The sequence below is a fragment of the Alkalispirillum mobile genome (assembly GCF_003664325.1).
In the GTDB taxonomy this organism is placed as follows: domain Bacteria; phylum Pseudomonadota; class Gammaproteobacteria; order Nitrococcales; family Halorhodospiraceae; genus Alkalilimnicola; species Alkalilimnicola mobilis.
In genome coordinates, this window is sequence record NZ_RCDA01000006.1 from 19721 (window position 1) to 34051 (window position 14331).

General features: G+C 67.9%; 11 protein-coding genes. 2 read left to right on the forward strand and 9 right to left on the reverse strand.

Features of this window, described 5'->3' with window-relative positions; genetic code table 11:
* Positions 1-19 precede the first annotated feature (19 nt).
* Complete coding sequence (polA, locus tag DFR31_RS12995; protein WP_121443126.1) at positions 20-2737, reverse strand: DNA polymerase I; 2718 nt, start codon at positions 2735-2737, stop codon at positions 20-22.
* Between the two features lie 146 nt (positions 2738-2883).
* Between polA and DFR31_RS13000 the strand changes: the two genes are divergently transcribed.
* The gene (locus DFR31_RS13000) at positions 2884-3609 is read left to right on the forward strand and encodes an LOG family protein (protein ID WP_121443127.1); all 726 of its coding nucleotides are present in this window, start codon (positions 2884-2886) and stop codon (positions 3607-3609) included.
* 12 nt (positions 3610-3621) lie between these two features.
* On the forward strand, positions 3622-3990 hold the full coding sequence (locus DFR31_RS13005; RefSeq protein ID WP_121443128.1) for a DUF2782 domain-containing protein: 369 nt from the start codon (positions 3622-3624) through the stop codon (positions 3988-3990).
* A gap of 18 nt (positions 3991-4008) precedes the next feature.
* Here DFR31_RS13005 and uvrD read toward each other — a convergent pair whose 3' ends face one another.
* From uvrD to atpG, 8 genes are all read right to left on the reverse strand, one after another.
* Positions 4009-6198 carry a DNA helicase II gene (uvrD, locus tag DFR31_RS13010; protein ID WP_245971200.1) on the reverse strand — a complete coding sequence of 730 codons (2190 nt, stop codon included), beginning with the start codon at positions 6196-6198 and terminating at the stop codon, positions 4009-4011.
* Positions 6199-6269: 71 nt separating this feature from the next.
* Complete coding sequence (locus DFR31_RS13015) at positions 6270-7211, reverse strand: LysR substrate-binding domain-containing protein (RefSeq protein WP_121443129.1); 942 nt, start codon at positions 7209-7211, stop codon at positions 6270-6272.
* A gap of 2 nt (positions 7212-7213) precedes the next feature.
* Positions 7214-9046: a glutamine--fructose-6-phosphate transaminase (isomerizing) gene (gene glmS / locus DFR31_RS13020; protein ID WP_121443130.1), complete on the reverse strand. Its 1833-nt coding sequence runs from the start codon at positions 9044-9046 to the stop codon at positions 7214-7216.
* Positions 9047-9167: 121 nt separating this feature from the next.
* Entirely contained in the window at positions 9168-9998 is an 831-nt protein-coding gene (locus DFR31_RS13025) for a universal stress protein (RefSeq protein ID WP_121443131.1), read from the reverse strand.
* A gap of 75 nt (positions 9999-10073) precedes the next feature.
* Complete coding sequence (glmU, locus tag DFR31_RS13030; RefSeq protein ID WP_121443132.1) at positions 10074-11462, reverse strand: bifunctional UDP-N-acetylglucosamine diphosphorylase/glucosamine-1-phosphate N-acetyltransferase GlmU; 1389 nt, start codon at positions 11460-11462, stop codon at positions 10074-10076.
* Between the two features lie 80 nt (positions 11463-11542).
* Entirely contained in the window at positions 11543-11965 is a 423-nt protein-coding gene (locus DFR31_RS13035) for a F0F1 ATP synthase subunit epsilon (RefSeq protein WP_121443133.1), read from the reverse strand.
* 27 nt (positions 11966-11992) lie between these two features.
* The gene (atpD, locus tag DFR31_RS13040) at positions 11993-13369 is read right to left on the reverse strand and encodes a F0F1 ATP synthase subunit beta (RefSeq protein WP_121443134.1); all 1377 of its coding nucleotides are present in this window, start codon (positions 13367-13369) and stop codon (positions 11993-11995) included.
* A 91-nt stretch (positions 13370-13460) separates the two neighbouring features.
* Complete coding sequence (atpG, locus tag DFR31_RS13045; RefSeq protein ID WP_121443135.1) at positions 13461-14324, reverse strand: F0F1 ATP synthase subunit gamma; 864 nt, start codon at positions 14322-14324, stop codon at positions 13461-13463.
* Positions 14325-14331: the final 7 nt, after the last annotated feature.

The window sequence follows — 14331 nt, forward strand, 5'->3', positions numbered from 1 at the left end:
CGATACGGTGCGGGCAGGGTCAATGGGCGCCCTCCCAGTCATCGGCCACGCCCACGTCCACATCCAGGGGCACGGCCAGCTCACCGGCCGACTGCATGCGCTCGCGCACCCCGGCCTCGACCGCCTCCAGGTCCCGCTCGGGCACCTCCAGGACCAGTTCATCGTGCACCTGCATCACCATGCGGGTGTCGGGGTAGGCCTCCGCCAGCCAGGCATCCACCGCCACCATCGCCCGCTTGATCAGGTCCGCGGCCGTACCCTGCATGGGCGCGTTGATGGCGGTGCGCTCGGCGTACTCCCGGCGCTGGCGGTTGCGGCTGTTGATATCCGGCAGGTAGAGCCGGCGACCAAAGAGGGTCTCCACGTAACCCCGGTCGTGGGCCTCGGCGCGGGTACGGTCCATGTATGCCTTCACCCCGGGGTAGCGCTGAAAGTAGCGGTCCACGTACGCCTGGGCCTCGCCCCGGTCGATGCCCAGTTGCCGGGCCAGACCGAAGGCGGACATGCCGTAGATCAGCCCGAAATTGATGGCCTTGGCGGCACGCCGCTGCTCGCCCGCCACCCGGTCAGCGGCCAGGCCGAAGACCTCGGCCGCGGTCGCGCTGTGGATGTCGGCCCCCTCGGCGAAGGCCTGGCACAGCCCCTCGTCGCCGGAAAGGTGGGCCATGATGCGCAATTCCACCTGGGAGTAGTCCGCCGCCATCAGGCGGCAGCCGGGCTCGGCCACGAAGGCCTTGCGGATGCGCCGGCCCGCCGGCGTGCGCACCGGGATGTTCTGCAGGTTGGGGTCGGAGCTGGAGAGCCGGCCGGTGGCGGCCACCGCCTGGTGGTAGCTGGTGTGCACCCGCCCGGTCTGCGGGTGGATCAGCCGGGGCAGCTTGTCGGTGTAGGTGGACTTGAGCTTGGCCAGGCTGCGGTAGTCCAGGATCAGGCGCGGCAGCTCGTAGCCCCGGGCGGCCAGCTCCTCCAGCACCGACTCGGCGGTGGAGGGGGCGCCCTTGGGCGTCTTCTGCAGCACCGGCAGCTCCATGCGGTCGAACAGGATCTCCTGGATCTGCTTGGGGCTGGAGAGGTTGAACGCGCCCTCGGCCGCCTCGTGGGCCTGCTGCTCCACGCTCGCCATGCCCTCGGCCAGTTCCGCGCTCTGCTCGTCCAGCAGGCGCCGGTCCACCTTCACGCCATGCCGCTCCATACGCGAGAGCACCGGCAGCAGCGGCATCTCGATCTGGTGGAAGACCTCCGGCAGGCGCCCCTCCCCCTGCAGCCGCGGGTAGATCGCCTGGTGCAGGCGCAGAGTGATGTCGGCATCCTCACCGGCGTAGTGGGTGGCGGTGTCCACCGGGACCTGGGAGAAGGGGATCTGCTTGGCCCCCTTGCCGCAGACATCCTCGTACTTGGTGGTGCCCCGCCCCAAGTACTTCAGCGCGAGGGAGTCCATGTCGTGGCGGCTGGCGGTTGAATCCAGCACGTAGGACTCCAGCATGGTGTCGTAGGCCACCCCGCGCAGCCGGATGTCGTACCGCGCCAGCACGCTCATGTCGTACTTGAGGTTCTGCCCTACCTTCGGGCGGTCCGGGTCCTCCAGCAGCGGCTTCAGGGCCGCGAGCACCGTGTCGCGGTCCAGCTGCTCGGGTGCATCGGGGCCATCGTGGGCCACCGGGATGTAGGCCGCCTCACCGGCCTCCACCGCCAGCGCGATGCCGACGATTTCCGCGTCCATGTAGTTGAGGCTGCTGGTCTCCAGGTCAAAGGCGAACAGCTCTGCCGCCTCCAGCCGCTGCCGCCACGCGGCGAACGCCTCCGGGTCGCTGACGGTGTGGTACTCGCCTTCGGCGGGCACCTCGTCGTCGTCCTCCGGGCCCTCACCCCCCTCCTCACCGCCGTTACCCAATTCCCGCAGCAGGCGGCGGAACTCGAAGCGCTGGTAGTACTCGCGCAACGCTTCAGTATCCGGCGTCCCGGGGAGCAGCGCTTCCGGGCGCTGCTCCAGCTCGAGGTCGCAGCGGATGGTGGCCAGGTCCTGGCTCAGGGCCAACGCCTCCAGGTGATCGCGCAGGCTCTCGCCCACCTTGCCCTTGATCTCGTCGGCACGCGCCTTGATGGCCTCCAGCGATCCGAACTGGTTGAGCCACTTGGCGGCGGTCTTGGGCCCGACCTTGGGCACACCGGGAATGTTGTCGGAGGTGTCGCCCACCAGGGCCAGGTAATCGATGATCCGCTCCGGTGGCACGCCGAATTTCTCCAACACGCCATCCACGTCCAGGCGGCTGTCGTTCATGGTGTTGAGCAGCGTGACCCGCTCGTCCACCAGCTGCGCCATGTCCTTGTCACCGGTGGAGATCACCACCCGCTGCCCGGCGTCGGCCGCCTGCCGGGCCAGGGTGCCGATCACGTCGTCCGCCTCCACCCCGGGCACCTCCAGCAGCGGCAGGCCCATGGCGCGGATGATGTCCTTCAGCGGCTGAATCTGTGCCCGCAGTTCATCGGGCATGGGCGGCCGGTGGGCCTTGTACTGGTCAAACAGCTCATCCCGGAAGGTCTTGCCCGGCGCATCGAAGACCACCGCCATGTGCTCCGGCTGGTACTCGTCCACCAGCTTGCGGACCATGTTGAGCACGCCGTAGATGGCCCCGGTGGGTTCGCCATCCTTGTTGGTGAGTGCCGGCATGGCGTGGAAGGCCCGGTACAGGTAGCTGGATCCATCCACCAGTATCAGGGGCTTGCGGCTGTCGGGCATCGTGTTCTCCTGGCGAAGGGTTCGACAACGTAGCCCGCAATGCTACCACCTTGACCGGCGCCAGGGACCGCCGGCCCGGCACTTCCCCCACAGAGGGCCGGCAGTGCGGTTATGATAGGGGGACACGCACAGGGCGCGGAGCAGCCATGGATCAGAACGAGCTCTTCGGCAACGGCAGTATCACCCCCCTCAACGACTCCCTGATGAGCCGTGAGTCCTGGAAGATCTTCCAGATCATGGCCGAGTTCGTGGAGGGCTTTGAACGGCTTTCACAGATCAAACCCTCGGTGAGCGTCTTCGGCTCGGCGCGCACCCCGCCGGACCACCCCTACTACCAGCTGGCCGAGGATCTCTCCCGCGCCCTGTCGGACGCCGGCTTCTCGGTGGTCAGTGGCGGTGGGCCGGGGATCATGGAGGCGGCCAACAAGGGCGCCCACGGCGGCAAGTCACCCAGCATCGGACTGAACATCCAGTTGCCCCACGAGCAGTCGGGCAATCCGTACCAGGATATCAGCCTGAACTTCCGGCACTTTTTCAGCCGCAAGGTGATGTTCGTCAAGTACGCCTCGGCCTACGTGGTACTGCCCGGCGGTTTCGGTACCCTGGATGAGCTCGCGGAGATCCTGACCCTGGTGCAGACGGGCAAGACGCGCCGCATCCCGATCATCCTGGTGCACACGCCCTACTGGGACGGGCTGGTCAAGTGGTTCCGGGAGGTGCTGGTGGCCGAGGGGGCGATCAACGAGGAGGACATGGACCTCTTCAAACTGCTGGACGAGCCGGACGAGGTGGTGGACGCCATCTTCGCCCACTACGAGGACCGCGGTTTCGAGCCCTCCCGCCGGGAACGCGAGATGCTGCTGGACCTTTAAAAGGAGCTGGACATGACCACGACGCCACGTCGCCCCGACCTCCGCCGCGGACTCCTACCGGCAGCGCTCGTGCTCGGGCTGGGGCTGTCCGCGCCGGTGGCGGCCGAGCAGGAAGGCCCCATCGTCACGCCACCCCCCGCCCCCGAGGAGCTCACCGAGGGCGAGGAGATTGAGCCGACCGTGCGGATCCTCCGCCGCGAGTGGGCCACCATCGAGGAGTTCTCCATCGACGGACAGATCTACGCGGTGCGGATCACGCCGGTGGTGGGCCCACCCTACTACCTGATCGACACCGACGGTGACGGGGTGCTGAACGAGCGCGCCGACTACGACCCGCACAAGGCACCGAAGATCCACCGCTGGGAACTGCTGCGCTGGTGACCACCGCGGCCGTCCGGCTCACCCCACCAGGGTGAGGTTGGCGTAGGCGGCCACCAGCCACTTGGCCCCGGCGCGGGCGAACTGTACCTGGATGCGGGCGGATGGCCCCTGCCCCTCCAGGCGCAGCACCACGCCCTCGCCGAAGCGCTCGTGGCGCACCCGGCTGCCCAGGGTGATGCCGTCCACGGGCTCCGACTGCATGGCGGCCGCGGTGGCCCCGGGGCGGGTCACCTTCATCCGCGCCCGCACCTCCTCGATGTAATCGGCCGGAATCTCCTGGATGAAGCGGGAGGGCATGCCGTAATTGTCCATGCCGTGCAGGCGGCGTTTCTCCGCATACGCCAGGTAGAGCCGCTCCCGCGCCCGGGTGATGCCCACGTAGGCCAGCCGCCGCTCCTCCTCCATGCGCCCCGGCTCTTCGGTGGACATGCGGTGGGGAAACAGCCCCTCCTCCAGCCCGACCAGGAAGACCACCGGGAACTCCAGCCCCTTCGCCGAGTGCAGCGTCATCAGCTGGATACAGGCCTCGCCCTCCTCGCCCTGGGCCTCGCCGGCCTCCAGCGCGGCATGGGTGAGAAAGGCGGTGAGGGGGGTGAGGCCCTCGTCCTTCTCGTACTGCTGTTCGAAGTTGCGCGCAGCGGTGACCAACTCGTCGAGGTTCTCCCGCCGGGCCTCGCCCCGGTCACTGCTGTCCGCCTCCGCCTCCTTGCGCAGCCCGCTGCCGATGATCACCCGGTCCATCTGCTCGTGCAGGGCCAGGGTGGCAGTCTCCTCCTCCAGTCGGTCGAGCAGCTGCAGGAAGCCCTGCACCGCGTTACCGGCCCGGGCGCTGATGGCCCCGGCGCGCACGATACGGCAGGCCGCCTCCCACAGGCTGACACCGGCCTCCCGGGAACCCTGACGGATCTGGTCGAGGGTGCGGTTACCGATACCGCGGCGGGGGGTGTTGATGACCCGCTCGAAAGCGGCGTCATCGTGGCGGTTCATCAGCAGCCGCAGATAGGCCAGGGCATCGCGGATCTCGGCCCGGTCAAAGAAGCGCTGGCCGCCGTAGACCCGGTAAGGCAGCCCACGCGCCAGCAGGCTCTCCTCGAATGCGCGGGACTGGGCGTTGGAGCGGTAGAGGATGGCGAAGTCGTTGCGCGCATAGCCCTCATCCAGCAGCGTGGCGATGCGGTCCACCACGTAGCGCGCCTCGTCGGTCTCGTTGAAGGCGGCGTAGAGCTGGATGGGATCACCCCGGTTGCCCTCGGTCCAGAGGTTCTTGCCCATGCGCCCGCCGTTGTGGCTGATCAGGGCGTTGGCGGCACTCAGGATGGTCTCGGTAGAGCGGTAGTTCTGTTCCAGCCGGGTGACCGCGACCTCGCCGAACTCGCGGGTGTAGCGGCGGATGTTCTCCACCCGGGCACCGCGCCAGCCGTAAATGGACTGGTCATCGTCACCCACCACGAAGACGTCGCTGTCATCCCCGGCCAGCTGCTGCAGCCAGCGGTACTGCAGCTGGTTGGTGTCCTGGAACTCGTCCACCAGCAGGTGGCGGAACCGGGCCCGGTAGTGGGCGAGCAGCTCGGGGCGATCGCGCAGCAGCTCGAAGCTGCGCAGGAGCAGCTCGGCGAAATCCACCAGCCCGGCGCGGCGGCAGGCCTCCTCGTAGGTCTGGTAGACCTGCCAGACTGCAAACCGAAAGGGCTCGCTGGTGTCGGTCTCGATATCCGCCGGCCGCAGGCCCTCCTCCTTCCAGCCGTTCAGCACGCCGCGGACCTGGCGCGGCGGGTACCGCTTCTCATCCAGCTCCATGCCGCGCATCACCCGTTTGATCAGGCGCAGCTGGTCATCGCTGTCCAGGATCTGGAAGGTCTCGGGCAGCCCGGCATCGGCGGCGTGCATGCGCAGCAGACGGTGGGACAGGCCGTGGAAGGTGCCCACCCACATCCCGGCGGTACGGATGCCCAGCAGGTCGCCGATGCGGTGGCGCATCTCGGCGGCGGCCTTGTTGGTGAAGGTCACGGCCATGATGCCGAAGGGCGAAGCCCCTTCCACCCGGACCAGCCAGGCAGCACGCCGCGTCAACACCCGGGTCTTGCCGCTGCCGGCCCCCGCCAGCACCAGGGAACGGCCCAGCCGGGCGCAGACGGCTTCACGTTGGGCATCGTTGAGATCGGCGATCAGGTCGGAGACGTCGGCTTCCATGGTGTCGGCGTGGTGCATCGGTGTGCTGGTCAAGGATGGCGGTGGGTGGCTCGGCCGGCGGTGCCCGCCCGCGACGGGGCCGCCTGCCTTCAGCTGACCGGGCCGGGCGCACAGGGCCGGGTGTTCGCCTGGACCACCGGGAGATCACGGATGGTCTCGGCAATGGCCTCCAGCGTACTGGCCCGGGCAGCGCCCTTGCGCCAGTAAAGCCCGATGGTCCGGGCCGGCGCCGGTTCCGGGAAGGGTAACAGTTTTACCGCCGACGCGCCGGGCAGGTCAGCGGCCACCTGCCCGGCGAGCCGTGGCAGCAGGGTCATGCCCACCCCGGCGGCAACCATCTGGCGCAGGGTCTCCAGGCTGGTGGCGCGGAAACAGGTGCTACCGGCGCTTTCGGTAGCGAGCTGGCAGACCTCCAGCGCCTGGTCCCGCAGGCAGTGCCCCTCTTCCAGGAGCAGGAGTTCCTCGTCGGGCAGGGCACCGGGGCCGGGGGCGCTGTCCCTGTCCGCCAGTGGGTGCTGCGCCGGCAGGGCCAGCAGAAAGGGCTCCTCGAAGACCGGCACCGCGGCCAGGTCATCACCGTCCACCGGCATCGCCATCAAGGCGCCGTCCAGTTCCCCTTTGCGCAGGCGGTCCACCAGCAGCTCGGTGCGCTCCTCGTAGAGCAGCAAGCGCAGACGCGGCCAGGCCTCGGTGGCCTGGGCCACCAGGTGGGGCAACAGGTAGGGGGCCAGGGTGGGGATGGCGCCCAGCCGCAGGTCGCCGGTCATCGGCTCGGCCGCCGCCCGGCAGAGTTCGACGATATCGTCCACCTGGTTGAGCACGGACCGCGCCCGCGCCACCACCTCCTCGCCGGTGGCGGTGAGCAGCACTTGGCGGGTGCCGCGCTCCACCAATTGCACCCCGAGGTATTCCTCCAGCTTTTCCACCTGGGCGCTCAGGGTGGGCTGACTGACAAAGCATGCCCTGGCGGCGCGCCCGAAATGGCGGTGGTCGCCCACCGCCACCAGGTACCGTAAATCCCTTAGATTCAACGCTATTCCACCGTCACAGATTTGGCCAGGTTGCGGGGCTGGTCCACGTCGGTGCCCCGCAGCACAGCCACATGATACGCCAAGAGCTGCAACGGCACGGTATACACCACGGGGGCGATCAGCGGGTGGCAGTGGGGGATGGTCAGCACGCGGGTGGCGGAATCCTCGGCGTAGCGCGCGTCGGCGTCGGCAAACACCAGCAGGGTGCCGCCCCGGGCCCGGACCTCCTGCAGGTTGGACTTGAGCTTTTCCACCAGGTCGTCGCGCGGCGCGATGGCAACCACCGGCATCTCCGCGTCCACCAGGGCCAGTGGGCCATGCTTGAGCTCGCCCGCGGGGTAAGCCTCGGCGTGGATGTAGGAGATCTCCTTGAGCTTCAGGGCGCCCTCCAGTGCGACCGGGTAGTGCAGGCCGCGGCCCAGGAACAGCGCATGCTGGCGCTCCACCAGCAGCTCCGCCAGCCGCGCGATCTCGCCGTCCAGCTCCAGGGCCTGCTCCAGCGCACGCGGCAGGCCGCGCAGGGCAGCCACCATCTCCGCGGCCGGGCCGGCCTCGAGTGCATGGTGCCGGCCCAGGGCCACCACGAGCAGCAACAGCGCCACCAGCTGGGTGGTGAAGGCCTTGGTGGAGGCCACTCCTATCTCGGGGCCGGCCCGGGTCATCAGCACCAGGTCGGACTCGCGCACCAGCGAGCTCTCCGGGACGTTGCAGATGGCCATGGTGGCCAGGTAGCCCAGCTTACGCCCCTCGCGCAGGGCCGCCAGGGTGTCCGCGGTCTCGCCGGACTGCGAGATGGTGACGAAAAGGGTGCCCGGCGCGACGACATGCTTGCGGTAGCGGTACTCGCTGGCCACCTCCACATCGCAGGGCAGGCCGGCGTGCTCCTCGAACCAATAACGGGCCACCAGGCCGGCATGGTAACTGGTCCCGCAGGCGACGATCTGCACCCGCTGCACCTGGGAGAAGAGCCCGGCCGCCGCCGGGCCAAAACCCTGCTCCAGCACCTCGGTATCGGCCAGGCGGCCCTCCAGGGTCTCGGCCACCACCGCAGGCTGCTGGTGAATCTCCTTGAGCATGAAGTGGCGGTAGCCGCCCCGCTCCGCGGCGTCGGCGCTCAGCTCTGACTGCCGCACCGGACGCTCCACCACGCGCTGGTTCTCGTCATAGATCACCAGGCTGTCCCGGCGCAGGTCGGCCACGTCCCCTTCCTCGAGGAAGATGAAGGCCCGGGTCACCGGCAGCAGGGCCTGCACGTCGGACGCAATGAAGTACTCGCCGATCCCGACGCCGATGACCAGCGGACTGCCGCGGCGGGCGGCCACCAGGCGCCCCGGCTCATCCCGGCAGATCACGCCGAGCGCGTACGCCCCCTCGATCTGCGTCAGGGTGGCGAAGACCGCACCGAGGAGGTCTTCCGCGGACTCAAGCTCCCGGTCGATCTGTTTGACCACCACCTCGGTGTCCGTTTCGGACTCGAAGCGGTAACCGTCCGCTTCCAGCGACCGGTGCAGGGTCTCGTGGTTCTCGATGATCCCGTTATGGACCAGTGCCACGCGCTCGCCCGCCATGTGGGGGTGGGCATTACGGTCGGATGGCGCACCGTGGGTCGCCCAACGGGTGTGGGCCAGCCCGGTGGGGCCGGCCAGCGGGTGGGCCACGAGCCGCTCGGCCAGGCTTGCAACCTTGCCAAGGGCACGCTCACGGCTGATATGCCCGGCCGCGTCCTGCACGGCCAGACCGGCGGAGTCATAACCGCGGTACTCAAGACGCCGGAGCCCCTCCAACAGGATGGGGGCCACATCACGTTGCGCGACTGCGCCGACAATGCCACACATGGCGGTCTCCGCTACCGAGTCACGGGTCAGGGGCTCGACAGGACAAAAGGGGTTACCGCGCCACCCCGGCGGTCAGGCTGTGACCCACCGGGGCTCAGGCGGAAAGGGGCGGGGAATCCCCTCAGCGGGTCCAGACCGGGGCACTGCCCGGTACCACCAGCACGGAGCTGGCCACGTTGCGGCAGATCTCCTGAGCGGTCTCGCCGAGCATCAATTCCTTGTGCGGGGCGTTACCCCGTTTGCCGAGGACCACCAGGCTGGCGTGCTCCTCCTTGGCCACCCGACTGATCACGCGGTCGGCATCGCCCTCCTCGCTGCGCACGGCTACGTCGACACCCTTGGCGCGCGCCTTGTCGGCCAGCTCGCGCAGACGGTCGGCCGCATCGGCGGGGACGTCCGATTCGCTGGCCTGCAGCAGGGTGAGCTTGCGGTTACCACCGCGGCCGGCAAGTTCCAGCGCGTGGGCCTCGGCGCCCTCGGCACGCTTGGACCCGTCGGTGGCCAGGAGAATATGGGAGAACAGGTCGCTGATCGGCGTGTCGTCCTTCGGGTCAAGCCGCTCAATGAGGGTCGGAATCGAGGTGCGGCGGACCAGCTCCAGCACGGTGCTGCCGTGGAAGAACTCGCGCCAAAGGCCCTCACCGCGGGAGGCCAACAGGATCAGGTCGGCCTTGACCCCCATCGCCACCTTGACCAGCTCCTGCGCCGGGTGGCCCACGGGCTGCTCGATATGGACCTCGAAGCCATCCTTCTGCAGGTCCTCCTGTTTCTGCTCAAGGCGACGCCGCGCCTCGGCCTTGTGCGCCTCACTGAGGTCCTTGGGCTCGTCCACACGCAGGACGTCGACCAGGGTGAACTCTTTGGCCCCCATCTCCCGCAGCTCGGACAAACTCTCCAGCAGCGGTTTGTAGGAGGACGAGAAATGGACGGCGACGACGGTATGCTCAAACATGCGGACTCTCCTTCAAGGCTGTCTCGGTGTTGCCACCGGCTCTGTCTTTATCTTTGACGGGGGTCACGGCGGCCGTCAAGCATCGCCGCGGTCACTGTCGCTCTGCTCGCCGGGACGGCGCCAACCGCTAATCGATCGCTGGCGGCTGCGGGCGACGGTCAGGGCATCATCCGGGGTATCCCGGGTGACCGTGGAACCGGCACCGATGGTGGCTCCACTGCCGACGCGGACAGGCGCCACCAATTGCGTCCCGGAGCCGATGAAGGCGCCGTCACCGATCTCGGTGCGGTGTTTACGGTGGCCGTCGTAATTGCAGGTGATCGTGCCGGCACCCACATTGACCCCGCGGCCCAGCTCCGCGTCCCCGACATAGCTCAGGTGATTGACCTTGCTGCCGGGGCCAACGCGCGCCGCCTTGGTCTCCACGAAGTTCCCCACCTTGGCCCCGTCGGCCAACTCGGTACCGGGGCGGAGGCGTGCAAACGGGCCGATCCGGCAATCGGCCGCAGCCGCGACCCCGTCCAGAACACTGTGCGCCTCCACCCGGGTACCGTCACCCAGCACCACATCGCGGAGGACGCAGTTGGGGCCCACGTAGACATCGTTGCCCAGCGTCACCTCGCCCTCGAGCACCACCCCGACGTCCAGGGTGCAGTCCTGACCCGCGCGAAGGGTGCCCCGCAGATCGAATCGAGCCGGGTCCAGTATAGTCAGTCCGGCCTGCATCCACTCGATGGCTTGGCGCCGCTGCCAGACCCGTTCCGCGGCGGCCAGTTGCACCTTGTCGTTGATGCCCTGGACTTCGTCGGCGTCGCTCACGGTGTGAGCCACAACGCGTTCACCGTCCGCGACCGCCATCGCGATGATATCGGTAAGGTAGTACTCCCCCTGGGCATTGTCGTTACCCAGGCGCGTCAGCCACGCCTTGAGACGCCCGGCCGGCGCAGTCAAAAGGCCGGTATTGCACTCCGTGACGCGCCGTTGGGCCGGGCTGGCATCCTTGTGCTCCACGACGCCGGTCACGCGCCGGTCTTCACCGCGCAGCACACGGCCGTACCCGGTCGGATCCGGAAAATCCACGCTCAGCAGGCCGAGCCCGCCGGCGGCCTGGTCCAGCAGCGCCTTCAGGGTGGCCCCTCGGACCAGCGGCACGTCGCCGTAGAGCACCAGGACCTGGTGGTCGTCGGGTATCCCGGGCACGGCCTGCTGAACCGCGTGGCCGGTACCCAGCTGCGGCTCCTGCAACGCCCACTGCACGGGCCTTTCGCCGTGCGCGGCCTGGACGGCCTCCGCACCATGGCCATGCACCACGTGAACCGCCGCGGGGTCGAGGGCAAAGGCGGTGTCGAGGACGTGCGCGAGCATGGAACGGCCACCCACGCGGTGCAGGAGCTTGGGGAGACGGGAGCGCATGCGGGTACCCTTACCCGCGGCGAGGACGATGATACTCAGCGGCTTCTGCATGCTGTGTGACTTCTGCTCGTCGGATACAGAAAGCCCCGGCCTTGAGCCGGGGCTTCATGAAACACGAGGTAGGCCGTTGCTTACCGCTTGGCCCGGCGACGCAGCCGTTCCAGGGTCTGCAGCTGGGCCATGGCCTCGGCCAACTCCGCCTGGACGTGGCTGTAGTCCTCGCCCGCCGCACGGTTGGCCAACGCCTCCTCGGCACGGCGCTTGGCCTCCTGGGCGGCCGCCTCGTCCAGGTCCCGGGCCCGGGCCGCGGTGTCGGCCAGCACGGTGACCTTGTGCGGCTGGACCTCGATGATCCCGCCGGAGACGTAGAAGAAGCGCTCCTCGCCGCTCTCCTCCTCGACCCGCACTTCGCCCGGGCGCAGCCGGGTGAGCAGCGGGGCGTGGCGAGGGCTGATACCCACATCACCCTCGCGGGCAGGCGCCACCAGCATCTTGGCCTCGCCGGAGTGGATCGCCTGCTCTGCGCTGACGATGTCCACGTGCATTGTACTCATGGGCGGTACCCCGCTTGTGCCGGTGGATTACAGGTTCTTCGCCTTCTCGGCCGCTTCCTCAACGGTACCGACCATGTAGAACGCCTGCTCCGGCAGGTGATCGTACTCACCGTCCAGGATAGCCTTGAACGAGGTGATGGTGTCCTTGAGCGGCACGTACTTGCCCGGGGCGCCGGTGAACACCTCGGCAACGAAGAAGGGCTGGGACAGGAAGCGCTGGATCTTACGCGCCCGGGCCACGGTGAGCTTGTCGTCTTCGGAAAGCTCGTCCATGCCCAGGATGGCGATGATGTCGCGCAGCTCCTTGTACCGCTGCAGCACGTTCTGCACACCGCGGGCCACGTTGTAGTGCTCCTCGCCAACCACCAGCGGGTCGAGCTGGCGGGAGGTGGAGTCCAGCGGGTCCACCGCCGGGTAGATACCCAGCTCGGCGATGCCGCGGGACAGCACGACGGTGGCGTCCAGGTGGGCGAAGGTGGTGGCCGGGGACGGGTCAGTGAGGTCGTCCGCGGGCACGTAGACCGCCTGCACGGAGGTGATGGAGCCGGTCTTGGTGGAGGTGATGCGCTCCTGCAGCTTACCCATCTCCTCGGCCAGGGTCGGCTGGTAGCCCACGGCGGAGGGCATACGGCCCAGCAGCGCGGACACCTCGGTACCGGCCAGGGTGTAGCGGTAGATGTTGTCGATGAACATCAGGATGTCACGACCCTCGTCGCGGAAGTACTCGGCCATGGTCAGGCCGGTCAGCGCGACACGGAGACGGTTACCCGGCGGCTCGTTCATCTGGCCATAGACCAGGGCCACCTTGTCGAGCACGTTGGAGTCCTTCATTTCGTGGTAGAAGTCGTTCCCTTCACGGGTACGCTCCCCGACCCCGGCGAACACGGAGTAGCCCGAGTGCTCGGTGGCGATGTTGCGGATCAGCTCCATCATGTTGACGGTCTTGCCCACGCCGGCGCCCCCGAAGAGGCCGACCTTGCCGCCCTTGGCGAAGGGGCAGAGCAGGTCGATGACCTTGATGCCGGTTTCCAGCAGCTCGGCGCCCCCGGATTGATCGGCAAAGCTCGGCGCGCTGCGGTGAATGCCCCAACGATCCTCAGTCTCGACGTCGCCCATCTCGTCCACGGGCTCGCCCAGCACGTTCATGATCCGGCCCAGCGTTCCCTTGCCGACGGGCACGGAGATCGGCTTGCCCGTGGCGCTGACCTTCTCCGACCGCTTCAGGCCGTCACTGGAACCCATGGCGATGGTGCGCACCACCCCGTCGCCCAGCTGCTGCTGGACTTCCAGGGTCAGGCCACGCTCGTCCACGATAAGCGCGTCATAGATCTTGGGCACCTGGTCCTGCGGGAACTCCACGTCCACCACAGCACCGATGACTTGAACAATCTTTCCAGAGCTCATGCTACTGTTCCCCTCGCCGTTGGTTCACCAGCGACTGCGCGTTGGCAACCCTGGGTCTGTATTACTAAGAAACCTGTTAGGCACCTGGCGGTCAGACCGCGTTTGCGCCAGCCACGATCTCGGACAGTTCCTGCGTGATTGCGGCCTGGCGGGCCTTGTTGTAGATCAACTGCAGGTTGTCGATGATCTCGCCGGCGTTGTCGGTAGCGCTCTTCATGGCAACCATGCGAGCGGCCATCTCACAAGCGACGTTCTCCACCACACCCTGGTAGACCTGGGACTCGATATACCGCATCAACACATCGTCGAGCAGCTCTGAGGCGCTGGGCTCGTAGATGTAGTCCCAGTGCTCCAGCATCTCCTCTTCGGCCACCGGCTCCACCGGGAGCAGTTGGCGCGTCGCCGCTTCTTGGCTCATGGTGTTGATGAAGTCGTTGTGCACCAGGTACAGCCGGTCGATCTTGCCCTCGGTGTAGGCATCCAGCATCACCTTGATCGGACCGATCATGTCCTCCAGGTGCGGGCTGTCCCCCAGGCCTCGGGTTTCGGCCAGGGTGGACGCGCCCAGACGCCCGAAGAAGGAGGCTGCCTTGGCGCCAAAGGTGCAGAAGTCCACGCCAACGCCCTGCTTGTCCCACTCGCGCAGCTGTTTGAGGACGGACTTGAACAGGTTGACGTTCAAGCCGCCGCAAAGGCCGCGGTCAGTGGAGACGACGACCAGGCCAACCCGCTCCACCTTCTCCCGCTCCTCGAGGAACGGGTGGCGGTAGTCCGGGTTGGCACCGGCCAGGTGGCCGATCACCTGCCGCATCTTCTGCGCATAGGGGCGGGTCGCCTCCATGCGCTCCTGGGCACGGCGCATCTTGGAGGCCGCGACCATCTCCATGGCCTTGGTGATCTTCTGAGTGTTCTGGACACTCTTGATTTTGGTGCGTACTTCTTTTGCGCCGGACATGCGCTCA

Excerpts from the sequence above, each read along its gene's own strand:
- polA (WP_121443126.1), bottom strand. The coding sequence starts at position 2,737 with ATGCCCGACAGCCGCAAGCCCCTGATACTGGTGGATGGATCCAGCTAC.
- glmS (WP_121443130.1), bottom strand. The coding sequence starts at position 9,046 with ATGTGTGGCATTGTCGGCGCAGTCGCGCAACGTGATGTGGCCCCCATC.
- atpG (WP_121443135.1), bottom strand. The coding sequence starts at position 14,324 with ATGTCCGGCGCAAAAGAAGTACGCACCAAAATCAAGAGTGTCCAGAAC.
- DFR31_RS13025 (WP_121443131.1), bottom strand. The coding sequence starts at position 9,998 with ATGTTTGAGCATACCGTCGTCGCCGTCCATTTCTCGTCCTCCTACAAA.
- DFR31_RS13000 (WP_121443127.1), top strand. The coding sequence starts at position 2,884 with ATGGATCAGAACGAGCTCTTCGGCAACGGCAGTATCACCCCCCTCAAC.
- uvrD (WP_245971200.1), bottom strand. The coding sequence starts at position 6,198 with ATGCACCACGCCGACACCATGGAAGCCGACGTCTCCGACCTGATCGCC.
- DFR31_RS13035 (WP_121443133.1), bottom strand. The coding sequence starts at position 11,965 with ATGAGTACAATGCACGTGGACATCGTCAGCGCAGAGCAGGCGATCCAC.
- atpD (WP_121443134.1), bottom strand. The coding sequence starts at position 13,369 with ATGAGCTCTGGAAAGATTGTTCAAGTCATCGGTGCTGTGGTGGACGTG.
- DFR31_RS13005 (WP_121443128.1), top strand. The coding sequence starts at position 3,622 with ATGACCACGACGCCACGTCGCCCCGACCTCCGCCGCGGACTCCTACCG.
- glmU (WP_121443132.1), bottom strand. The coding sequence starts at position 11,462 with ATGCAGAAGCCGCTGAGTATCATCGTCCTCGCCGCGGGTAAGGGTACC.